26 protein-coding genes are annotated in these 22,837 nt (G+C 53.9%); 19 read left to right on the top strand and 7 right to left on the bottom strand.

All coding sequences use genetic code 11. The features are described 5' to 3' along the window. Positions 1–4 precede the first annotated feature (4 nt). From REIFOR_RS03575 to REIFOR_RS03640, 13 genes are all read left to right on the top strand, one after another. On the top strand, positions 5–931 hold the full coding sequence (locus tag REIFOR_RS03575; RefSeq protein ID WP_100256258.1) for an urease accessory protein UreD: 927 nt from the start codon (positions 5–7) through the stop codon (positions 929–931). Positions 932–995: 64 nt separating this feature from the next. Beyond that, the gene (locus REIFOR_RS03580) at positions 996–1,298 is read left to right on the top strand and encodes an urease subunit gamma (protein WP_100256259.1); all 303 of its coding nucleotides are present in this window, start codon (positions 996–998) and stop codon (positions 1,296–1,298) included. Positions 1,299–1,337: 39 nt separating this feature from the next. Beyond that, on the top strand, positions 1,338–1,688 hold the full coding sequence (locus tag REIFOR_RS03585; RefSeq protein WP_100256260.1) for an urease subunit beta: 351 nt from the start codon (positions 1,338–1,340) through the stop codon (positions 1,686–1,688). After that, entirely contained in the window at positions 1,685–3,394 is a 1,710-nt protein-coding gene (gene ureC / locus REIFOR_RS03590) for an urease subunit alpha (protein ID WP_100256261.1), read from the top strand. The genes REIFOR_RS03585 and ureC overlap by 4 nt, the downstream gene beginning before the upstream one ends. 80 nt (positions 3,395–3,474) lie before the next feature. Next, positions 3,475–3,924 carry an urease accessory protein UreE gene (ureE, locus tag REIFOR_RS03595; RefSeq protein WP_100256262.1) on the top strand — a complete coding sequence of 150 codons (450 nt, stop codon included), beginning with the start codon at positions 3,475–3,477 and terminating at the stop codon, positions 3,922–3,924. Next, a complete protein-coding gene (locus tag REIFOR_RS03600) occupies positions 3,917–4,804 on the top strand; it encodes an urease accessory protein UreF (protein ID WP_319418069.1) in 888 nt (295 codons plus the stop codon). The genes ureE and REIFOR_RS03600 overlap by 8 nt, the downstream gene beginning before the upstream one ends. A 36-nt stretch (positions 4,805–4,840) precedes the next feature. Continuing rightward, entirely contained in the window at positions 4,841–5,485 is a 645-nt protein-coding gene (gene ureG / locus REIFOR_RS03605) for an urease accessory protein UreG (RefSeq protein WP_100256263.1), read from the top strand. 133 nt (positions 5,486–5,618) lie between these two features. Further along, a complete protein-coding gene (locus tag REIFOR_RS03610) occupies positions 5,619–6,206 on the top strand; it encodes a HupE/UreJ family protein (RefSeq protein WP_100256264.1) in 588 nt (195 codons plus the stop codon). 302 nt (positions 6,207–6,508) lie between these two features. Continuing rightward, positions 6,509–6,994, top strand: coding sequence for an SRPBCC family protein (locus REIFOR_RS03620; protein WP_100256266.1), 486 nt, complete (start codon positions 6,509–6,511; stop codon positions 6,992–6,994). Positions 6,995–7,056: 62 nt separating this feature from the next. Further along, on the top strand, positions 7,057–7,644 hold the full coding sequence (locus REIFOR_RS03625) for an LURP-one-related family protein (RefSeq protein ID WP_100256267.1): 588 nt from the start codon (positions 7,057–7,059) through the stop codon (positions 7,642–7,644). A gap of 69 nt (positions 7,645–7,713) precedes the next feature. Next, a complete protein-coding gene (locus REIFOR_RS03630; RefSeq protein WP_100256268.1) occupies positions 7,714–8,583 on the top strand; it encodes a delta-class carbonic anhydrase in 870 nt (289 codons plus the stop codon). 276 nt (positions 8,584–8,859) lie between these two features. Then, on the top strand, positions 8,860–9,402 hold the full coding sequence (locus REIFOR_RS03635; RefSeq protein ID WP_100256269.1) for an MAPEG family protein: 543 nt from the start codon (positions 8,860–8,862) through the stop codon (positions 9,400–9,402). A 14-nt stretch (positions 9,403–9,416) separates the two neighbouring features. Further along, positions 9,417–10,175 carry a hypothetical protein gene (locus tag REIFOR_RS03640; protein ID WP_145980222.1) on the top strand — a complete coding sequence of 253 codons (759 nt, stop codon included), beginning with the start codon at positions 9,417–9,419 and terminating at the stop codon, positions 10,173–10,175. 44 nt (positions 10,176–10,219) lie between these two features. On the opposite strand, the gene REIFOR_RS03645 is transcribed toward REIFOR_RS03640, so the two are convergent. The 4 genes from REIFOR_RS03645 to REIFOR_RS03655 form a co-directional block, all read right to left on the bottom strand. After that, positions 10,220–11,026, bottom strand: a complete 807-nt coding sequence (locus REIFOR_RS03645; protein ID WP_158524281.1) for a class I SAM-dependent methyltransferase — start codon at positions 11,024–11,026, stop codon at positions 10,220–10,222. 214 nt (positions 11,027–11,240) lie between these two features. Continuing rightward, entirely contained in the window at positions 11,241–11,411 is a 171-nt protein-coding gene (locus REIFOR_RS16915; RefSeq protein WP_193437320.1) for a hypothetical protein, read from the bottom strand. Between the two features lie 42 nt (positions 11,412–11,453). Then, positions 11,454–11,810, bottom strand: coding sequence for a hypothetical protein (locus tag REIFOR_RS03650; protein WP_100256272.1), 357 nt, complete (start codon positions 11,808–11,810; stop codon positions 11,454–11,456). Positions 11,811–12,000: 190 nt separating this feature from the next. Beyond that, positions 12,001–12,888, bottom strand: a complete 888-nt coding sequence (locus REIFOR_RS03655; protein WP_100256273.1) for a LysR substrate-binding domain-containing protein — start codon at positions 12,886–12,888, stop codon at positions 12,001–12,003. A 114-nt stretch (positions 12,889–13,002) separates the two neighbouring features. Between REIFOR_RS03655 and REIFOR_RS03660 the strand changes: the two genes are divergently transcribed. Together REIFOR_RS03660 and REIFOR_RS03665 are read left to right on the top strand one after the other, a co-directional pair. Beyond that, entirely contained in the window at positions 13,003–13,779 is a 777-nt protein-coding gene (locus tag REIFOR_RS03660) for a ferredoxin--NADP reductase (RefSeq protein ID WP_100256274.1), read from the top strand. 275 nt (positions 13,780–14,054) lie between these two features. Then, positions 14,055–14,249 (top strand): CPXCG motif-containing cysteine-rich protein, encoded by a 195-nt coding sequence (locus REIFOR_RS03665; protein WP_100256275.1) that lies wholly within the window; start codon positions 14,055–14,057, stop codon positions 14,247–14,249. Positions 14,250–14,288: 39 nt separating this feature from the next. On the opposite strand, the gene REIFOR_RS03670 is transcribed toward REIFOR_RS03665, so the two are convergent. The 3 genes from REIFOR_RS03670 to REIFOR_RS03680 all read right to left on the bottom strand — a co-directional run bounded on the left by REIFOR_RS03670 (position 14,289) and on the right by REIFOR_RS03680 (position 17,038). Beyond that, complete coding sequence (locus tag REIFOR_RS03670) at positions 14,289–15,110, bottom strand: putative RNA methyltransferase (RefSeq protein ID WP_100256276.1); 822 nt, start codon at positions 15,108–15,110, stop codon at positions 14,289–14,291. Between the two features lie 50 nt (positions 15,111–15,160). Then, positions 15,161–15,433, bottom strand: coding sequence for a hypothetical protein (locus REIFOR_RS03675; protein WP_100256277.1), 273 nt, complete (start codon positions 15,431–15,433; stop codon positions 15,161–15,163). Positions 15,434–15,733: 300 nt separating this feature from the next. Further along, a complete protein-coding gene (locus tag REIFOR_RS03680; RefSeq protein ID WP_100256278.1) occupies positions 15,734–17,038 on the bottom strand; it encodes a glycosyltransferase in 1,305 nt (434 codons plus the stop codon). Between the two features lie 142 nt (positions 17,039–17,180). Between REIFOR_RS03680 and REIFOR_RS03685 the strand changes: the two genes are divergently transcribed. The 4 genes from REIFOR_RS03685 to REIFOR_RS03700 all read left to right on the top strand — a co-directional run bounded on the left by REIFOR_RS03685 (position 17,181) and on the right by REIFOR_RS03700 (position 22,771). Continuing rightward, positions 17,181–17,681, top strand: a complete 501-nt coding sequence (locus tag REIFOR_RS03685) for a hypothetical protein (protein ID WP_100256279.1) — start codon at positions 17,181–17,183, stop codon at positions 17,679–17,681. A 221-nt stretch (positions 17,682–17,902) separates the two neighbouring features. Continuing rightward, positions 17,903–18,112 carry a cold-shock protein gene (locus tag REIFOR_RS03690; RefSeq protein ID WP_100256280.1) on the top strand — a complete coding sequence of 70 codons (210 nt, stop codon included), beginning with the start codon at positions 17,903–17,905 and terminating at the stop codon, positions 18,110–18,112. 300 nt (positions 18,113–18,412) lie between these two features. After that, complete coding sequence (locus REIFOR_RS03695) at positions 18,413–21,850, top strand: hybrid sensor histidine kinase/response regulator (protein WP_100256281.1); 3,438 nt, start codon at positions 18,413–18,415, stop codon at positions 21,848–21,850. Positions 21,851–21,853: 3 nt separating this feature from the next. Next, positions 21,854–22,771: a response regulator transcription factor gene (locus REIFOR_RS03700; RefSeq protein WP_100256282.1), complete on the top strand. Its 918-nt coding sequence runs from the start codon at positions 21,854–21,856 to the stop codon at positions 22,769–22,771. Positions 22,772–22,837 lie beyond the last annotated feature (66 nt).

Here is a 22,837-nt window from a genome sequence, read left to right on the forward strand (position 1 = left end):
CGCGATGAATAAGCAGTTTGTGCCCAGCGCCGACAGCTCTGTGTTACCCGCCGAGCCTTCTGTCCCGAGCCAATGGCACGGCCAGTTACGTTTGGAGTTCGCCCAAACTCGACGCGGGGTGCGCCTGATGCGCACCGAACACCGGGGGCCGCTCTATGTGCAAAAGCCCTTTTACCCCGAGGGGCCCAATACGCCCCATGTCTATCTGTTGCATCCGCCCGGCGGCCTGGTCTCGGGCGATCGGCTGGTAATCGATATAGCGGTTGCCGCTGACGCCCATGCGCTGGTCACCACGCCCGGGGCCGGTCGACTCTATAAGGCGCGCGCCGATCAAAGTCTGCAGCGGCAAAGTGTTCGGCTGCGCATCGCCGCCGGTGCAAGCATCGAATGGCTGCCACTGGAGGCCATTCTGTTTCCCGGTGCGCATGCCCAGACCGAGACGCGCATCGATATAGCCGAGGGCGGCAAACTGATTTTTTGGGATGTGGTCAGCTTCGGCTTGCCGGCCAATGGCCGGGTGTTCGATGCGGGCGAATTTAATCAGAGTCTTAAAATTTATCGCAATGGTCGCCTCAGCCTGCAGGAACGCTTGCTGATTAACGCGACCAATCGCGGTCTGTTATCGGCGCGTGCCGGATTACAGGATTTACCGATCCAGGGCCTGCTGGTGGCCGGCCCCTTTATGGCTGCGACTGTGCTGGCCTCGACCGAAACCGACGAAGCCATGGCAGAGCTGATCCACCGGTTGCGCGAACGCTGTGCGGCCAGCGCCGAACCGGCGGCGATCACCCTGATCGATGGCTTCATCGTGGCCCGAAGCCTGGGCAGCTGTAGTGAACGCACGCGCAAACTGTTTGAACACCTGTGGCAAGAAATTCGCCCAGCATTACTCGACAAACCGGCCTGTGCTCCGCGCATTTGGAGCACCTGAGGCGCGCAAACCCTACGTCTTAAAACGCGTTACGACGCTTAGCAAACATAACAAGAGAACCGCTATGGAACTGTTACCCAGAGAAAAAGACAAGCTGCTGGTCTTCACCGCCGCGCTGTTGGCCGAGCGCCGACTGAATCGCGGCCTCAAGCTGAACTACCCGGAAGCCATGGCCTATATCAGCATGGAAATTATCGAAGGCGCGCGCGATGGCAAGACGGTGGCCGAGCTGATGAGCTTTGGCAAGACTCTGTTGTCGATCGATCAGGTGATGGACGGTATCGCCGATATGATCCGCGAAGTGCAGGTCGAGGCCACCTTCCCAGATGGCACCAAGCTGGTCACCGTACACGACCCCATTAACTGAGCCCAAGAGACCGGGCGCTAAGAAAGAGAAGGGCACACAATGATTCCAGGTGAAATTCAAGTCGGCCAGGGTGAGATCGCAATAAATGTTGGCCGCGCAACCTTAACGGTACGGGTGGAAAACACCGGCGACCGGCCCGTTCAGATCGGTTCGCACTACCACTTTTATGAGGCCAACCCAGCCCTGCAATTCGAGCGTGAGCCGACCAAGGGTTACCGCCTGAATATTATTTCTGGCACCGCGGTACGCTTTGAACCGGGTCAGGGTAGGGCAGTGGAACTGGTGGAATACGCCGGCAGCAAAACCATTTACGGCTTTCGTGGCGAGATTATGGGCCCCTTATCCGGCTCGTCCGTCGACACGGTCGCCAAGACAGGAGCGCCATCATGAGCCGCACGATCGACCGCACCACCTATGCCCAGATGTTCGGCCCCACCGTGGGTGATCGGGTGCGCCTAGGCGATACCGAGCTGTGGATTCAGGTTGAACAGGACCTGACTAACTATGGTGATGAGGTCAAGTTTGGCGGCGGTAAGGTGATCCGCGACGGTCAAGGCCAGTCGCAATTGACCAGTGAACACACCATGGATCTGGTGATCACCAATGCCCTGATCCTCGATCATTGGGGCATCGTCAAGGCCGATGTCGGCATCAAGGCTGGCCGCATTGTTGGCCACGGTAAGGCGGGTAATCCGGACATTCAGGATGGGGTGAATTTAATCATCGGCCCGGGCACGGAAATTATTGCCGGTGAAGGGTCGATCCTAACGGCCGGTGGGGTCGATGCCCATATTCATTTTATCTGCCCGCAACAGGTCGACGAAGCGCTGATGTCCGGTGTCACTACCATGATCGGCGGCGGCACCGGCCCTGCCACTGGCACCAATGCCACCACCTGCACACCGGGCCCCTGGTACATCGGTAAAATGCTGCAGGCGACCGACTCGATGCCGATGAACTTTGGCTTTCTCGGCAAGGGCAATAGCAGCCTGCCCGAGGCCCTGGCTGAACAGCTCGAGGCCGGCGCCTGCGGGTTAAAATTACACGAAGACTGGGGCACCACCCCAGCGTCGATCAGCAACTGTTTGGACGTGGCCGAGCAGTACGATGTGCAGGTGGCGATTCACACCGATACCCTGAACGAGTCCGGCTTTGTCGATGACACCATAGCGGCCTTCAAAGATCGGGTGATTCACACCTACCACACCGAGGGTGCCGGTGGCGGTCATGCGCCGGACATTATCCGCGCCTGCGGTTTTGCCAATGTCCTGCCGTCATCGACCAACCCAACCCGGCCCTACACGGTGAACACCGTCGACGAGCATTTGGATATGTTGATGGTCTGTCATCATTTGGACAGCAATATCCCCGAAGACGTGGCCTTTGCCGATTCTCGAATCCGCAAAGAGACCATCGCCGCCGAAGATCTGTTCCACGATCTGGGTGCCTTCAGCATGATCGCCTCCGACTCGCAAGCCATGGGCCGGGTCGGCGAAGTGATTACCCGCACCTGGCAGACGGCTCACAAGATGAAGACCCAGATGGGCCTGCTCAAGGAAGATTTAGCGCTCGGTGCCGATAACTTTCGCGCCAAGCGCTATGTCGCCAAATACACCATTAACCCGGCCATCGCGCATGGCATTGCGCACGAGGTCGGCTCCATCGAGGCCGGCAAGCTGGCCGACCTAGTGTTGTGGAAGCCGATGTTTTTTGGCATCAAGCCATCGCTGATTATCAAGGGCGGCATGATCGCCGCCGCGCCGATGGGCGATCCCAATGCCTCGATTCCAACGCCGCAGCCGGTGCACTATCGCAAGATGTTCGCCGCCTTCGGCAAGGCCGCTGCGGCCACCTCTCTGACCTTTGTATCGCAGGCTGCCGCCGACAAGGATATTGGCACCGCCTTGGGTCTGGACCGTACGCTCGCGGTGTGTAAAAACACCCGCACTGTGCGCAAGGCGGACATGATCCACAACAGCTGGCAGCCCGATGTCCAGGTTGATCCACAGACCTATGAGGTGCGCGCCGACGGTCAGTTGCTAACCTGTGAACCGGCTAGTGTTTTGCCGCTGGCGCAGCGCTACACCCTGTTTTAGACGCAAAACGCGGTTTTAAACGCGATATCCAGATTTAATGATCGGTCGCTCCGTGCGGCCCGGTCTGACCCGGAGGCTTTATGCTCGAAGTACATGAACGTTTAGGCATGCATTGCCACGCTGAGGTCGCCCATAGCGTGGTGCTGAGCCATGAACAGCGCGACCGCGGCCGGCTCAAGGTGGCGACACCGGAGGGCGAAGAGGTGCGTATCTTTCTTGAGCGTGGCCAGCCACTGCGGGTGGGTGAGTTCTTAAAAACCGACTGCGGCCAGGTGCTGCAGGTGGCCGGTGCCGTGGAAGCGGTGGCTCATGCCAGCTGTGATGATTGGCATGCCTTTGCCCGTGCCTGCTATCACCTGGGCAATCGGCACAGCAAGATCCAGGTGGGCGACCGCTGGCTGCGCATTAAACCCGATCACGTATTGGAAGAGTTGTTGCATCTATTGGGCCTGGTGGTCACGCATGAACAGGCCATCTTTAATGCCGAAAGCGGAGCCTATGCCCAAGGCCACAGTCACAGTCATGACTAATCCAAGCCAGACCGGTCCAGTTACGTCGGACATTGTGAGCACCGACATTGTGAGCACCGACAATGCCAGCACGGACAATGCCAGCACGGACAATGCCAGCACGGACAATGCCAGCACGGACAATGCCAGCACGGCCAATGCCAGCACGGCCAATGCCAGCACGGCCAATGCCAGCACGGACAATGCTATGACGGACATCACCATGAACATCACCACGACCAGCGCCAGCCTGTTGCGGCTGTTGCAACTGTCGAGCGTCAGTTTGCCGGTGGGTGGCTTCGCCTTTTCCCAAGGCCTGGAGTTTGCCGTGGAAACCGGCTGGGTGCGCACGGCGGAACAGACCGAAGACTGGCTGGTCAGCCAATTGCAGGAGTCGGTCGCGCGGGTCGATTTACCGGTGCTCCAGGGCGCCATGCAGGCCTTGGCCGCCGATGATCTAACCGACTGGCAAGAATGGAACGATATTGCTTTGGCCAATCGCGAGACCCGCGAGCTGCGCTTCACCGACGCCGCCATGGGCCAGGCGCTTAAACGCCTGCTCGGCACACTGAGTATCGCGATGCCGGTCAGCGCGCAACAGGATGTCAGCTTTGTCAGCCTCTTTGCCGTGGCCGCGCACAGCTGGCAGATGGCCTTCGACTTGGCGGCTTATGGTTATATCTGGTCCTGGTTGGAAAACCAGATTGCCGCGGCCACCAAGCTGGTGCCGCTCGGGCAAACCCAGGCGCAATTGTTGTTAGGCCGCATCCAACTGGTAATACCCGAGGCCATTGCCTTGGCTAACACGCTTGATCGCGACAGCCTGGGCGGCTCTTTACCAGGCCTGGCCCTGGCCAGCAGTTGGCACGAAACCCAATATACCCGGCTGTTTCGGTCCTAGACCAAACGGCCTTCAATTTCAGTAGGAGAAAGCAGTATGAGTAAAAAACAAACCTTGCGCGTCGGTGTCGGCGGCCCAGTCGGTTCGGGCAAAACAGCCCTGTTGCGCTCCTTATGTGCGGCGTTAAAAGATCACTACAACATCGCCGTGGTGACCAACGATATTTACACTAAGGAAGACGCGCAATTTTTAACCAAAAATAAAGCGCTCGAAGCCGATCGGATTCTCGGGGTCGAGACCGGTGGCTGCCCCCATACCGCCATTCGCGAAGACGCCTCAATGAACCTGGCCGCGATCGATGAGCTGATGGCCCGCCACGGTGAGCTGGACGTGGTCTTCGTGGAAAGTGGTGGTGACAACCTAAGCGCCACCTTCAGCCCGGAGCTGTCGGACTACACCATCTACGTGATCGATGTCTCGGCCGGTGACAAGATTCCGCGTAAGGGCGGGCCGGGCATTACCCGATCCGACCTGTTGGTGATCAATAAGATCGACCTGGCCCCACTGGTGGGCGCATCACTGGAAGTCATGGATACCGACACCCAACGCATGCGCGGCACTAAACCCTTTGTCTTTTCCAACCTAAAGACCGCGCAGGGTTTGGATGCGATTATTCAACATATCATCGTCGAAGGCATGCTCGAACCGAAGGCGGTACCGGCCGCACAGGCGGTGGTCTAAGCGCCGCGAAAAAATAGCACGACTTGCAGTGACTGCTCGGCGGGGTAAAATATGGCCGCTCGCAGAAGCTGCCGTCGCGACCGAATAGTGGTAATCAATTTAATAGACATTCTTCTTAAGATGGGAGCACAGCATGAATAAAAAAACACGCATCAGTTTAGCCCTGTTGGCATCAATACTCTTGGTACCCACCCTGGCCCTTGCACACGACGGCCACACCAGTGCCACCCTATTGAATGGCCTGGCGCACCCCCTTACTGGCTTTGATCACTTGCTCGCCGCCCTGGCCGTTGGCCTTTGGTCAATTAATAGTACGCAAAAACAGGCCTGGTTGGCGCCACTGGTATTTATCGGCGCAGTGGGCGCGGGCACCTTGCTCGGCACCTTGGGGTTCACGCTGCCCTTGATGGAAACCGGCCTGGTTGCCAGCCTGGTATTTTTCGGTGCGCTGATGTTTGTGCATGCCAAAGCCAATGCTGCCGGCAGCCTGTTGGTGATTGGCCTGTTTGCCTCGGTGCATGGTATGGCGCATGGCAGTGAGATGGCCAGCAGCGCCACGCTGCTCGGCTACCTGACCGGCATTCTGGCCACGTCCACCGCTCTGCTGGTGCTCGCGCGCCTAGCCTCGATCACCGCACAGCGGCAGGTGGGCACCCTAGCGCTAAAAGTCAGCGGCGCGGCTGTTGCGCTTATGGGGGCTTTCTTAGCAACCGGCATCTAAGCCCAAAGGCTAGTAACTAACATGAGTGATAGCGGTGGTTTTGGCCTCGCCATCACTCGATCCCCGCCACCCCCGCGCCCTCACGACCAAAGCAAGCCAAACCCTTATAGACCGAGACATTGAAGCGCATAGTTATGGTGATCTGTTTCGGCCGACCTTCCTGCTCTGGTTGCAGGCCAGGGAACCCTATGCGCAAGAGATGATTGCCGATGGATTACAGGCTATAGTTACCTGCATCGACCCAACACAGCTTGACCCTGCCTTCGTCGGCTGGCCCTGTTTCTAGCCATAGGAGACTCAACATGCACGCGTCAGTGAGTATTAACATAGCCCAACCCAAGGCCGTTGTTTGGCAGGCTATTTGCGATATAGAGCATTCCAACACCATGATAAGCGCAATTCTGGCGATCGACATACTGGATCAGCCGAGTGAGGGCCTGATTGGCCTAAAGTGGCGCGAGACCCGCAAGATGTTCGGCAAAGAGGCCACCGAAGTGATGTGGGTTACCGAGGCGGAGGAGAATCACCACTACACTACCCGCGCTGAAAATCACGGTGCTGTCTACATTTCGCGCTTGTCGCTGGTGGACTTACCAACAGAACCGAAAGCGGACTCGACAGACGAGTCGACCAGCATGACCCAATTAACCATGACCTTTACGACTGAGTCCCAATCGCGTCTTGGAAAAATAATGGCGAGCTGTATGGGGTTTTTGATGAAGGGCTCGATGCAGAAAATGCTCCAGCAAGATTTGGTCGATATTAAAAACCATTTAGAACAAGCCTAACTAGATAATTCTGAATGTATTGCGACATCGAATTTAAAAACACGGATAGGAACAGATAAAATATGAGTGAGCTCGTCAACAGTAATTTGTTTTTGGTTAAGGAACACGTGGGCCTATTCAAGGCGGCCAATAACTATGATATCTATGACCCGGCCAGCGGCGAAATGATCATGCAGTGCCGCGAACCCTCCCTGGGCTTGCTCACCAAGCTATTACGCTTTACCGACTTTAAGCGCATGACCCCCTTCGATGTGCAAATATCGACCCCCGGCGGCGAACGCATAGTACGGATACAACGGGGTATCTCGCTGTTCATGTCCAAGGTTGAGGTGCGCGATCAAGACAACGTGGTTATTGGCGGCTTTCAACAACGGATGCTCTCAATCGGTGGCAAGTTTGATGTGCTGGATAAGGACTATCAGCTGCTCTGTAAGCTGGAAGGGCAATGGACCGGCTGGGACTTTTATTTCCGCAATGGCAAACAGGACCTGGCCCATGTCTCCAAAAAATGGACTGGCCTCGGCCGAGAGATGTTTACCAGCGCCGACAACTACGTATTGGAAATATACCAAGACGTGCCTAAGGATGATCCCGTGCGCAAGCTGATATTGGCTGCGGTGATGTGTATTGATATGGTGTTGAAAGAATAATCCTCGCCGTGCGCAGGCTAACAGTGAGCCAGCATTAGACCTCCTGTCCCGATAATAATAAGAGATTCTATGAAAACACAATTGCTCCCCATTCTGATCACGCTAACATTTCTCCCGCTGTCTGCGGTCGCTAAAGATACCCATGCGGTTATAGCGGCCCCGGTGGCCGACCAGGTCATGCGTGAGCAACGGACCACACTGGCCGACAATACCCTAGGGCAGGGTTTTGGCCCTCAATCCCCGCGCGATATCGATTCCCTGCCGGGGAGGAATGCGAGAGTCTTTAGCCCGGCCCCGCTGGCTTCGGAGATGAATCTGTGCAATATCCACTTTCACAAGAATGCCGAGCACAAGGGCGGCGAGTTTACCCTCTATGCGGGCAATGGCGATGGGCATGGCAACCAGAGTGGTTATCGCTATTCTGGGCAATTAAGTGATGCCGAGCGACTGCCGGTTAGTGCCTCAGTTTGCCCAAGTGAGCACGGCAGCCTCGAGTCCGGCGACACCATTGAGGTGCATTATGTGTACTCCACGGCCCAAGTTAAGCCGGGTCCTACCTTGGCGGCCTGTCTCAACGAGGCCATTGGTAACCCCCAATTGCGAGTCGAAACCCAGGTGTTGGTGCTGGTTAACGCTAACGAGGCACTTAACTTCGGCGAATTAACAGACTATGACGCGTCGCAAGGGCTTTATCAGGCGGTAAATATTCCGGCGGATACCGGTTTGCCAGTGCAGTATGCCGGTTCCACAACGGGCCCAGGCTATAACGAATCCGGTTCACCGTTTCAAGTAACCTGGAACGTCCGCCCTCAGGTGGCTAAGGTCAATATCCAGTCGGTTGCAACCTGGTGTACCGGCAATGATTTTGATGAGGATCATGGCCATGGCGTGCGTAACCTGGTGGTCAATCCCGATCTATTGTCTCAAATAGTCCGGTAAACTCTAATATCGCCTGTGGCGCCGTGCCCTGCAAAGTGGCCGGCTTCGGTCGGCCGACCCCTAGGTTGCTGAGTGAAAGATCTTTATTGTACAGTGGTGCCCGGCACAATCGCCCTGCGTTTTTTGGCAAAACCAGTCTAATTGACAGCGTCCCATATTGATCGCAGTATGTAGGGTTCACCAATGGGCATTTAGCCCGACTCTATAACTTGGCTGCAGTCACATCAGATTGCAGTTCTACCATAAATTGCAAGCTACCTTGATCTTGGAGATCTTATGTCACTTACTCAGAAGCAGGTTGGTGTATTCAAAGGAATTCTAGTCGGAGTCCCGGTTGCTTTGTGTGTGGTTTTTATTGGCGCCTATGCGAATCCTTTTGGTTTCGCTGAGTCCTCAAGTCAAGTCGATCGGCTTGGTGTTGCGATTTTATCCTGCATTATACCCGCCGTGTTCTTAGCATTTTCCATCGGCCGGCTCGCAAAACATCGATTTTTCTCCCCCGAAGATATTGATGGGGGTGGGCTAACGCACGGCACAGAGAAAGCAAATATCCTGCAATCGATCCTGCAAAATACCTTGGAACAAACATTACTCGCGACCCTTGTTTATCTGGTTTGGTCCGTTGTTATGCCGGCAACCTGGTTGTCAGTAGTGCCAATTGCGGCCCTGTGTTTTGGGGTAGGGCGCCTACTGTTTACCCTTGGCTATGCGCATGGCGCTCCTGCAAGAGCGCTCGGTTTTGCCTTAACCTTCTTTTCTTCAAACGCAATGCTCATTACGATAATCGGATATTTAATCGGGCAAATCGCCATTAGATGATAGCGGAACCGCAGATGAAAATAGTTAACGCGCACCTTGCCAATAGCATCACCGATCAAGGGATGTTAAAAGAACCGAATGCTCTGGGCTATATAGCCATCACTGCAGAGGTCGAGCTGCCTAGCATATGGTCATCGAACAGCACCAAGAAGCAGCAGCTGTTGGCTAAGCTGAAATCAATGTGTCGGGAGCTTAGGGGCTCATCTGAGGCTATTCGTCGCGCAGACATATTTGATGCTTTCATTATTCCTCCGGGTACTGCAGCGGGCAAGAGGCTGATAGAAGAGAAGTCATATAGCGTGCATGTGGCGAAGTTCGACATTGTCATTCTTATTGAATGCGCCAGTGTTGAGGAGGCCTTAGTTATAAGGGAAACGGTGGCGGTAGAAGCTATAGTAAGCTTGACCCGGCTTGGGTCAAGCTATATGGATGTTATAGTTTATAAGAACCCCAAGCGGATTGATGAGGTTAGCAAAGATACTAAAGGCGTTTTTTTGTTCAACTATTTTTATGCGCAGGACACGCAAACGTTATTAGATGTGTGGGAATATACCGCCGGTTGGTGGACAAAAAATGCCAAACTAACCAATTCAACCCCGTTGCAACCGGTGACCGCAGGGTCGCCCTATCATCTTATAAATCATTGTCGTTGGGACCGGCTTATTGACGTTTTGCCCTCGTTAATATTTAAGCCGAGCATGAAAAGATTTGTGCTCAAAAACTTTACCGAGAACAATATTGTTGCGATGCCTGTTTTATACAGGCTGGCCTAGTGACTATCTTTAATTGGATTCGCTAATAACTCATGAGCAGCGGCTTAGCTGCTTGCGGCCTTTTGCAATAAAATAAACCGATAGCTTTTGTTCTCTTTGAATTTAGTTGAATCCAAAAGATCAAGTTGTTTTGTGAGTTTGGCTATTTTTTTGCGATAGAGCCAAAATATTATTTTTTTCAGATAGGGGCGTTTGCCTTGGATCTTCTCTGTTAGGATCTCCAGTGCTAGCAAGAATTTACTGACTACATCCAACCCTAAGTCTAACGTTTTGGTGATGCTACCGGTTATATCCTGATCGGCTAGTAAACTAAATTTGCTGCTGCCAATCCTATTGATAAATTTCTTATAGTTATGACCACTCTTGCTTATTTCACCAGAGACACCGTCTAATGTGAAATAGTCACATATCATTAGCAGGCCATCTTTTTTAAGCGCCTGACTGGAATTCTCGAATATCTTATCGATGTTTATGTACTGTGAGGATTCACTCATAATAATACAATCATATCGGTCTGCGATGGAGAAGTCTTCAAAACCTAAATGGTGAAATGGCGCGTTGGTCTTCTCTGTGAAAACCTGTTTCTGGTTGATATCGGGAGACAAACCTTCTGCGTCGTAACCAAGATCTATGAGTTTCTTGGTCAGTATGCCGGTACCGCAGCCGACATCTAGGATGCTTTTAACGTTCTTGGGTATATGCTCTATTAGATAATCTTCATAGCGTTCTTGTGCTTCTTTTAACTTGCTGAAGGTCAGTTCGTCCTCAGGCAGCCACATGCCATAATGCAGTCTATCTAAGCCTAAAACTTTATTGTAAAAATTCAGTGCGCGGTCGTTTTTTTTGCTCATAGTCATCTCGTTTTTTTTATTTTCGAGTTCTAAGTATGAAAGAGGTCTGTGAATATATAGTTACAAATTCAATAGTTTGTATAATGGCATATTCTGCCTGTAAGTGTAACACAGTATGTTTATCGGACGTTGCCTCGCCCGGGCTCTTTTTTTCGGGGCGGTTGGCTGGATGGTGCCGCCCTGTAGGTAGGGCAGCGGGGTTGGTCTTTTTCGGTCAGTCTGCCAATTCAATGCTTATCTGCAGAGATTTGGCACTGCCGGCGAACCATTTTTGAACATACAATGAACCCACAATTGGTGCCTTGCCCTCGCTCGGGACTTCCTTAAAACGAACGCTATTCTTGGTTTCTTTTTCGAACTCAAACTTAACCTGTTCTGTCTTCATGATGGTTTCCTGATTCTATTTTCGCTGATTTGATCGCATGGACTAGAGTTCGAGATAATTGGCGATCTCGAACATGTCAGGGCGGCCTTCTTCAAAGCCAAAAAAACACACATCGCTGCGTTTATCGTCTTCAATAATACCCACTGAGAAATCACACTTATATTTCTTTGCGAAATCATAGAGCTGGTTCAATGGCTCCTTCAGTTTCTGGGCTTTACTGATGGTTAATTCTATCCCGACCTCAATAGCGCGTTTGCTAAGCGATGCCTGCTGAGCCTCATCATGGCGATAAATGGCCTCGATGGTCGTTTTCGGCTCCGCCCAGATTTGCAGCTCCTGAAACAGGGCCTCGGCGAAATCGTCCAAATCATCCTGTTCTGCCAACATATAGAGGTGCATCGGTGGTCCCTTTGGTGAGTTGGGGCATATGCCCGTTTATGGGTCGCAGTTTAGGCTAATTGACCCCGGCTGTGAACGTTCGCTAGCCGAATGCGTCAGCTTTATGGCTACATAGGCCAGCCTGCTCGAGGGTCTCGCCGCTGCAGGGCAGGCCAGCGGCCGTGGGCCTAGGTACCGAGTCAGGTTAGGGTTAGTGAAATTCGGGTCGTTGGCACAGGGCCAGCCAGTTATTCAGACCGGCGCTGCGATATTTCTTCTTATGCAAAATAAACGACAGGTCTCGATTGAAGTGGCGGTGCGGTACATTTAAGGGCACCAAATTGCCCCGTTTAAAGGCCTCGACCAGGGTGATCTTCGATAAACAGCCAATGCCCAAATTCGCCTCAACGGCCCGCTTGATAGCCTCGGTATGTTGCAGTTCCAGGGCGATATTCAACTTAGGCAGAATGCCGTGCATGGCGCGCTCGAAGGTTTGTCGGGTGCCAGAGCCAGTCTCGCGCAGTATCCACGGCACAGACACCAGGTCTTGGTCGGTCAGGTCGCCGTGCTCGGCCAACGGATGCTCGGCCGAGCAGAACACCACCAGTTCGTCGCGGCGCCAGTGAATGACGTCGAGTTCCGGTTCGTTCCAGTCGCCTTCGATTAGGCCGATATCGAGTAGATAGTTACGCACCTGATGGGCGATGGCGGTGGTGTTGGCCACTTCCAATGAGACCTTGGCGTTTGGGTGCTCGTGCATAAACTGGGCGAGGATATTGACTGCTAGATAGTTACCGATCGATAGGGTGGCACCCACCTTGAGGTGGCCAATTTCGCTGTGTTGCCGAAAACTCAGTTCCAGTTCCCGGGCCTGTTCAACCATGGCCTCGGCTTGAGAGCGTAAGATACGCCCCAGCTCATTGAGTCGTAGGGTCTTGCCGGGCCGGTCGAACAGCTGAATATCGAACTGGCTCTCGAGCGTTTTCAGTGCTTCACTGGCTGCCGATTGCGACATCGACAGCTCCTGGGCCGCCAGACTGATACTTTCATGGTGCGCGGCGGCCAAAAATATTTCCAGCTGGCGGAGGGTAAACTTCATTATCGATTAATCCGAATAAGGTTATTTAATAATCCTGTTTTACAGATACATTAAGGTGCCGTTACAATGGAGTCAATTTAAACCTTAACGCCCTCGGGCACAGGACAAGAAGTTATGGCAGCGCTGCGCAAAGAAACGGTTACCGAGGTTCATCATTGGAATGACTCCTTGTTCAGTTTCAAAACCACCCGGGATGCCGGTTTTCGTTTTAAAAACGGTCATTTTGTCATGATCGGCTTGGAACAGGACGGGGGTCGCCCGTTGATGCGCGCCTACAGCATTGCCAGTGCCAATTACGAGGAAGAGCTGGAGTTTTTCAGCATCAAGGTCGCCGACGGCCCGCTGACCTCCAAATTGCAGAAGATTCAGCCCGGGGATGAAATTGTCGTCGGTTCGAAGCCAACGGGCACGCTGGTTCTCGATAACCTGCTGCCGGGCCGCAATCTGTATCTGATCAGTACCGGTACAGGACTGGCGCCCTTTATGAGCATTATTAAAGATCCGGAGACCTATGAGCAATACGAGAAGGTGATTCTCACGCACGGTGTGCGCACCGTCGACGAACTGGCCTATCGAGATCTGATCAATGACGAATTGCCCAATAACGAATACTTTGGTGAGATGATTCAGGACCAGCTGATCTACTACCCCACGGTAACTCGCGAAGATTATGTCAATATGGGCCGGATCACCGATTTGATGGAGTCGGGTAAGTTGTTTCGTGATATCAACCTGCCGGAAATGGACCCAGAGCAGGATCGCTTTATGATCTGCGGCTCGCCCAGCATGTTAAAAGACACCTGCCGAATTCTCGACGCACGCGGTTTCCAGGAAGCCCGACAGGGTAATGTGGGTCACTACGTTATCGAACGGGCCTTTGTCGAAAGTTAAACAACAGTCTCTAGGCTAGCCCGTCTAGGCGGCGCTGGCCCAGTCCAATCCCGCCTAGGGCCAGTCTGGCTCATCCCATCCTTCCCGCTGCCAAAGCCATTGGCTATTCGACTGATCTAGCCTACCCTAAGGTCCGTACCCCAAGCCAGCAGGTAACGGGTTTGGGCGAGTTTTGCGCCAACAGGCGCCTGCCGAGCTTCGTCATACCGATCAGTGGCTTGGGCACTTGATGTTCTAGCGATTCGACCGGATCAGTACATACCCAGGGGGTTAGCATGTCGTTGCATTTGATTGAAAAATTTTACCACTGTCCATACTGTGGCGAATGGGTCAGCGTACTGGTCGATCCATCCGCCGACGCGCAAGAGCTTATTGAGGATTGTGAAGTCTGTTGCCGTCCAGTGAGTTTTTCTATTCAAGTCACCGACGAGGACGAGGTTGAGATGCAGGCGCGGCGGGAAGACGATTGACGGCGCTGGCCGTTCAGGCCAGGCCAGCATTATTGCGCGCTATTTTTTAACAAACCAGTAGAGCTTAAAGCAGGCCTTGTCTGCCAAGGCCGGTGTTTGTTTGAGCCGGTCTTGGGCCTCGTGCGAAAGCCGATGCGCGTGCGGGGTCATGCCCAGCAGATCGAAGATCGCCTGATTCGTGGGCAGATCCAATCCAAAGGTTAACCGCTCATCGTGCACCAGCTCAAAGCGATCATCCAGGTAGGCCTGATGCTTACTGACATCATAGGGGCGCACTTCCTGATAGATCAGCTGGCGCAGCGCCAGTAGGTGATCGAAGTCGGGCGTTACCATGCATACCGCGCCGCCAGGCTTGAGTACGCGCTGAAAAGGATCGCTGTCGACCCGGGAAAAAACACTGACGATGGCATCGAAACTGGCATCGGCATAGGGCGCGTGCGTGCTCGAGGCCACACTCCAATGAATGTTCTTATATTTGCTGGCCGCGACGATGGCGGGCTTGGAAATATCCAGACCGTAGCAATCAAAATCGGGATTGGCCTGAGCGATCATCTGGGTGTAATAGCCTTCTCCGCAGCCGGCGTCCCAGAGCGTCGCTTGGGCCGGCAGTTTCTCGCTCATTTGCGCACTGATCCGTTGTGCCAGCGTCTGATAATGGCCGGCCTCCAAGAAGCGACGGCGACTTTGCACCATTAGGGCATCATCGCCCGGTGCCTTGCTGTTTTTGTTTTGTGCCAGCAAGAGGTTTACATAACCTTTCTTATGCCGATCGAACGAATGGCCCTCGGCACAGCGCAGGCTGCTGGGGAGCGATTCAAGTGGCAATGCGCAGACGGGGCAACTATAGGGGCTGGCCAACATGTCAGGTCCGGTTAAAATTAGGTCGCCGAGTATCGCATACTGGCCTGTTATTAGTTAGTCGAGCTTTGTGAGTCTTTTGCCACCGGGTTGGCATTCACGTAGTGCAGGTCGTTGGGCAAACGCCGATAGCCATAGAGTTCTTCGACAATGGTGTCGAGCAAGGTTAAATTTCGGTTGTCGACCGTGTTCACCAAGCGTCCGCGCTTGGCGCTGAGAATGGCCGCCGTTGCATGTTTTATCACCATAAAGGCAGTGTAACCCCGTTCTTTTAAGATTAGTGCTAACCGTCTTTTTTCCCAGTCAGAAAGCCCTTCAATAAACATAGATGCAATTCCATTGGCTACTTGTACTCAATAAAACGACCTTAAAGTATTGGTCGTCATGCGCGCCGCAGAATAGCCTGCCGACCTCCTTTATGCGAATCAGATCTCACTTTTAGGCCTGTCTTGTTTGATTTTTGTGATGTGTATCAAAAAAATTAAAATGGGTCGCACGCCTGAGCTGCAAAGGCGAAAAGACCGCGCGCATAAAAACTATCAGTGGCCCGGACGTGGGCTGTGGTGCCTGTCTGGGTTCCAGATTGGCAGGGCAAGCCAAACCGATTGGCGCGGCTTGGCTTCTGTTTAGCGGGGCAGGATAGGGACAATAGTGCTTGTATTACTGGGGCTTGGGTTTGCGGGGACTGCCGCGCTGGGCATCGGTTCGCGTTGCAATTGGTTTTTCAGCTCGATCCAGCGACTCATATATTCGGTGGCCCTATATTGATTTTGCGTCAATAGCCGGCCCCAAAAGTTGGCCTGGCGGTGTTCGCTCAGGGTCGCCCGAATTTGATCCACGCGCTCGAGAAAGGGTTGTGCAAACAGGTTCCGAGCAAAATTCTGTTCCAGAATTCGATAGCCATTGCTCTGCAACTCGGCCCAGCGTGCTGAATCGTGATAGGCGGCCGCCACCAATTGAGCAAACTCACTGGGGTTGGCACTGGGTCGATAGCCGAGCTGGCTTTCGCTCGCCATGGCCTCGGCGCCAATTGGGGTGGTCAGGGTGGGTGTCCCGGTGAGCCAGCCTTCGAGGATCTTGCCCTTTTGGCCCGCGCCAAAGCGCAGCGGCGCAAGATTGAGTCGATACTGGCTGAGCGTTGCCAGGGCATCGGCACTGCGACCCTTGATGAAAAATCGGTCTTTGCGCGCCTGCAGCTGATTCATGGCATGGTCGGCATAGGCGCCATAGACGTGCATTTCGCACTTGTTCGGCAAGAGGGGACGCAGGATCGGCCAGATAACCGTCTTCAGCCAGCGGGTCGCGTCTCGATTCGGCTCGTGCTTAAAGCCACCAATCATCACCAAATGTTCTCGAGCGTCAAAGCCCGGTTGCCTGAGTGGATCCGGTGGTGTCACCAGGAAGGGCAGGTAAAGCAGTTTGTCCCGGCTGATATGAAAGTGTTGGTGCAATAGGTCAATTTCCGTTTGGGAAATCATCACGCTGATATCGGTTCGACTGATGGCCGCGATTTCGCGCAGGGCGATTGCATTAAAGAGATCGATCGGTTGTGCATCTTTGAGAGCCGTCTCACGTGCCACGCGCAAACAATGCAGGTCGCTGGTGTCGATCAGGGTCATGGCCTGCGGAAGCTGGGTCTGAACGCGCCAGCCGAACTGTTCTTCCATAACAAAACGGTCATAGATAACGATGGCTGGCGCTAAGTCCGCTAGCCAAGGGTCAAAGTCGGCGTCATTGACGGCAATGGCATGAGTCTGGATACCCAGAGCACTCAGGTCGGTCTGAAAGGGCGTCGGTTCAGCCGCGCAGGCCACATGAATGACATAACCGCGCGTCTGCAGCAACGCCAGTAGGTCCAGACTGCGTCGGCCAGCCGCTGTGGAGTTCGGTTCGGGCCAATTTTTGGCGATTAACAGAACGGACTCAGACATGGGCAAGCATTACAAAAAGGCACAAAAGTGAAATCTCCAAATAGACAAAGTGGCCTACAGTTAAGCAGTGATGATCCGCTGGCACTGTCTGCTCGACACTGGATCGGCATGGCACGCGATCCGCAGTGTAATGGAGGACAGCATGAAACGCCTGTACTATCTCACCGATCAACTGGACTACGCAGAGCACATTTCCGAAGAGCTGGTCCGCAATGGCATTGATTTTAATCAAATACATGTGCTCAGTAAGGGCTCCGGTGGGCTGGTGACTCGACACCTAAACGGCTTAAACATTTTCGATCGGCTTGAACGTGTTCGCAGGGCCTTAAATGGCCTATTGATCGGCTTGTTGATGGCCGCCATGGCCCTGCTGTTCGGCCATTTCGGACTCGGTCTGGTCTACTCTGGCATCGCCCAATTTGCCTTGGTTGTATTGCTCTTGTTGTTTAGCACCTGGGTCGGCACCCTGGTGAGTTTTACCCCTGAAAATGTTCATTTGCGCCATTTTCATCGCGAAATTAATGCCGGCCGCTACCTGGTGATGATCGATGTCGGGATCCATCAGGAACGAAGTGTGCACAGCCTGATCGATTGTCTCAACGAAGCCCAATACAGTGGTGCTGACGAACAGCTGCTGAGCTAGTTATGGACGCCACATCGGTGCCATTAAAAAATTCATTAGCGGACAGTTGACGCGGCAATAACAACTCAAATATAGTTATCTCCTAGCTGGAAAATGTGTCTTATCTACGTCACTTCGAAGTTTGAGATTTAGCTCCGTCCTGTTGTTTATAAGTAAATGCAATATTCTAGTCTACCCGCCCAATGGGCATTCTTTTACTCATAGATTAATAGGAAAATATCATGACCGATTCAGTAACTGGCACCGTTAAATGGTTTAACGAAACGAAAGGCTTTGGCTTTATTGAACAAGAAGGCGGCCCGGATGTGTTTGCCCATTTCAGTGCCATCGCCGGTGGTGGCTTTAAAACCTTGGCCGAAGGCGATAAGGTGAAGTTTAACGTCACCCAAGGTCAAAAAGGCCCGCAAGCCGAGAACATCGAAAAGATCTAATTTATCGATTTTTTAGTAATAAAAGGCGCCATGTATGCGCCTTTTTTTTATCTTTTTTTTATCTAATGGCTAGTTTTTTTGATCGTTTAAAAAATCTTATCGTTAATTCCGTTTCCGCGTCAGCCCATACCATTCCGGCAGATAGACCATAAGCATCAACAGTTGGCACATTCGCTGCTATACATCAGTTCAGGCGCAAAAAACCTCCCTTGTCTCGACCAGTCAGGCGGCTCTTGGTTCGTTTTGGTGCGCTAGAATTATACCCAGGCACTGTATTGGTTCATAAATGGTCAGTAACACATGACAGCGGTACCGGACGGCACAAAAAGTGCGCACAAAATTCTCAAGGTCCGGCGTCACTATAACCAGTGGGTGGCCGATCAGACCCTAGAAGACTATGCCCTGCGTTTTACCGCGCGCAAGGGCAGGACGATGAGCATTGGCATGGTCGGCCGCACGGCGCTCGGGGCGACCGCCTTCTTGGCTTTGGAAGCCTTGGCCGCTGCGGTGACGCTAGCCTATGGTTTCGTCAATGCCGTGGCCGCAATTCTAGTGGTCTGCCTGATCTTTTTTGTCACCGGTCTGCCGATCGCCTATTACAGTGCTAAGCACGGCTTGGACATCGACCTGCTGACCCGGGGGGCCGGTTTCGGTTACCTCGGTTCGACCCTTACCTCGCTTATCTATGCCTCCTTTACCTTTATTTTTTTCGCCATCGAGGCGGCCATTCTCAGTTCCGCCCTGAACCTACTGTTTGGCATACCCTTGGCACTGGCCTACCTAATCTGTGCCGGTGCGGTTATACCCATTGTGATCCGTGGCATCACCGCGATCAGTCGATTTCAGCTGGGCACCCAAAGCCTGTGGCTGGTGCTGCAGATCGCGGCTCTCTTGGTGGTCGTGTTCAATGAATGGCAGCAATTGGGCGCCTGGGTCGACTACAGTCCGGTGTCTGTGCCGGGCAGTCATCAATTCAATTGGGTGATGTTTGGCGCGGCTGCCTCGATTCTCTTTGCCTTGGTGGCGCAGATCGGCGAGCAGGTAGATTACCTGCGTTTTATGCCCGAAAAAACACCCGACAATAGCCGTCGCTGGTGGTTTTGGTTGGTCCTGGCCGGACCGGGTTGGGTCAGTGTGGGTTTAGTGAAGATGTTGCTTGGCTCCTTTCTGGCCTTTGTCGCCGTATCTCAGGGTATTGATGCTCTTAGTGCGGCCGATCCGACCCTGATGTATCAACGCGCCTTCGGTTATCTGATCCAGTCCGATCGTTTGGCGCTGATCTTGGCTGGGCTGATGGTGATCGTGTCACAGATGAAGATCAATGTAACCAATGCCTATGCCGGCTCCATTGCCTGGTCAAACTTCTTCTCGCGCCTAACCCATTCCCATCCCGGCCGGGTTGTCTGGCTGGTGTTCAATGTCGCATTGGCCCTGCTGCTGATGGAGCTGGGCGTGCACCAGGCGCTGGAGTCGGTGCTCAGTGTCTTTGCCCTGGTAGCGGTAAGCTGGCTCTGTTGTCTGTCGGCCGATCTGATGATCAATAAGCCGCTCGGGCTGAGCCCAAAACAGATCGAATTTAAACGCGGCCACCTTTATGACATCAATCCGGTTGGCACGGTCTCGATGGCGTTGGCCACGGCCGTTGGCCTCTGTGCCTACCTAGGCCTGTTCGGGGAGGGGCTGAAAACGCTCGGCCATTTTTTGAGTATTGCGACCAGCTTTGTGCTGGTGCCGCTTATCGCCTGGCTCACCGAAGGCAAATACTATCTGGCGCGCAGCGCACCGGAACCTATTGTTAGCACCTCCGATGAGCCGCCGTCGGCAGCGGTCGATCAGCATTGCAGCCTGTGCCAAAACCATTTCGAGCCGGAGGATGTGCTCTATTGTCCGGCGTATCAACAGACTATCTGCTCGCTCTGTTGTTCGTTAGATGCCCGTTGCTTAGACCAATGCAAACCGCCCGTCGAGGCTACTAGCACAACGTTGCGCTGGTTCAAGAAGGTGCTGCCGCCGTGGTTGACGGAACAGTTGCTGGGCCGTAGCGGTCAGTTTTTGATTTGGTTTGCCCTGGTAAATCTGTTTATCGGCGCCCTATTGGCGCTGATATACCGACATATGGAGCTGCAAGGGCACGGCGATTTGACCGTCTTCGCCAGCGGCCTGTGGACCCTATTCTTTACCCTGATGATTGTCTCGGGTGTGGTGACTTGGTTATTTCTGCTCGCGCATGAGAGCCGAGTGGAAGCACAGCGGGAGTCGAACCTTCAGACGCAAAAACTGATCGAGGAAATTGGCGCACACAAGTCCACCGACTCGCAGTTGCAACAGGCTAAGGAATTGGCCGAGCGGGCCAATGCCGCCAAGAGCCGATACCTATCGGGTATCAGTCATGAATTGCGTACCCCACTGCAATCGATCCTCGGCTATACCCAGCTGCTCAGTGACCGCAAGGACACCCCTAAAACGCATCGGCCCGGTCTCAATACCATCCATCGCAGCGGTCAATATCTCGCCGACCTGATTGAGGGCCTGCTCGACGTCTCCAAGATTGAAGCCGGGCGGCTTAACCTGCATATCAGCCAATTTGCCTTTCCGGGTCTGATTCATCAGCTTGCCTATATGTTTCAGATGCAAGCGCAGAGCAAGGGCATTGAACTCAAACTGGTGCTGCACGATCCTCTGCCCGACTGGGTTCGAGCAGATGAAAAACGCCTGCGCCAAGTGTTGATCAATCTGCTCAGCAATGCCATTAAATATACCGAGCAGGGGTCGGTTGAGTTTCATGTGCGCTATCGCAATCAGGTCGCGCAGTTCACGGTGATCGATACTGGCGTCGGCATCGCCGAGTCGGAACAGGAGCGCATTTTCTCGCCCTTCGAGCGAGTCCAAAATAGTGCTACGGCGCATGTGCCGGGCACCGGTTTGGGCCTGACCATCGTTAAACTCCTAGTGGAGATTATGGGCGGCGATATTCAATTGACCTCGGCCCTAGGCACCGGCAGCCAATTTAAGGTCGCCCTGATGCTGCCTTGGGCCGAGCATGACCCGGCCGAGGTCGCGCCGCAGCGCCGTATTGAGGGCTACCAAGGGACCCGGCGCACCATTATGGTGGTCGATGACGATGCCACCGTGCGCGGCCTAATCAACGAACTGCTGCAACCGATAGGATTTAATGTGCTCGAAGCGGTCAGTGCCGAGCAGTGTCTGGCGGACTTTGCCGGGTCCGGTGCCGACCTCTACATACTCGATGTCAATATGCCCGGCAAAAGTGGTTTTGAACTGACCGCCCTGTTACGCGCTGACGGCATCAAGGCACCCATCGTAATGCTCTCGGCCAACGCCCAAATACCCGACACCGATCGGCAACAACAGTTGGGTTTCGATCAATATCTGGTTAAGCCGCTCGACAACTACCGACTGCTCAGCAGCCTAGCAACGCTACTCGAGGTGCACTGGCTCTACAGCGACGACAATGCCGACAGTAGGGCGCCGCTCGACGAGCCTGCGACCAATGCTTATCAGCCGCCAGCCGCGCCAGCACCGATTCGTATTGTGCGGGGCCCGTTATTGGAGGCTCTGTTCAGCGCGGCCGATATCGGCTACAAGCGTGGCATGCTCACTGCTCTAGCGGACCTGCACGACCAGGACGCGCTCGACCAAGCAGACTATGACCGCTTGGTGGAGCGAGTCGAGCGGTTACAGTTTTCCCAACTCAGCAAGATGATAGAGGTAGTTTGATCGATGAATGGCAATCTAAGAGGCACACTGGTGCTGGCCGTTGACGACTCCCCCGACGCCCTGGCCATGGTGCACGATGCCCTTGAATCCAGCGGTATGGATGTATTGGTGGCCCTGGAAGGCAAGCAAGCGCTGGCGATCGCCGAACGGATGAAACCGGATATGATCTTGCTCGATGCCTTGATGCCGGTAATGGACGGTTTTGAAACCTGCCGGCAATTGAAGAGCAATGCCTTGCTCGCTGACATACCGGTGATCTTCATGACCGGCCTAGGCGACAGTGAGGATGTGGTGCGCGGTTTGGAAGCCGGCGGTGTGGATTACCTGACCAAACCCATTAACCCGGCGGTGCTGGTGGCGCGGATCCGGGTGCATCTGACCAATGCCCGACTGACCCGCAGTGCCTATGGTGCGCTGGACACAGCCGGACAAAATCTGCTCTCGGTCAACGATCGCGGTGAACAGAATTGGGCCACGCCGCAAGCTTACACCCTGTTGGCGAAGGCCCATCTGGCCGCTCCGGAGCACTATGCCCTGGTTGCTGACCAGATTCGCATCTGGTTGCGTCACCAACCGGCCGTGGGCCAGACATTGGTCCTGGCCGAACTGGATTATCCGCTCACCATCCGGATGATTTCGACTCAAGATGGTGAATGCATTGTGCGGCTCATCGACGGTCAACGCGCCACAGGTCCGGCCCTATTAAAACAACAGTTAGAGCTGACCGAGCGCGAGTCGGAAGTGATTTTTTGGATTGCCCAGGGCAAAACCAATCGTGAGGTGGCCGAGATTTTGAGTATGAGCCCGCGCACGGTAAACAAGCATCTGGAGCAGATTTTCAGTAAGCTCCAGGTCGACAATCGCACTAGTGCCGCCGCCCTGGCCCTGAAGGCATTGGCCCAGGCTGAAGCACTGATTTAGGTTTTTATGAGCTGGTTAATGGCACATATTCTCAAAGTGCCTGCCCCAATAGCACGTATCTCAGCC

It is taken from the genome of Reinekea forsetii (genome assembly GCF_002795845.1).
GTDB classification, from domain to species: domain Bacteria; phylum Pseudomonadota; class Gammaproteobacteria; order Pseudomonadales; family Natronospirillaceae; genus Reinekea; species Reinekea forsetii.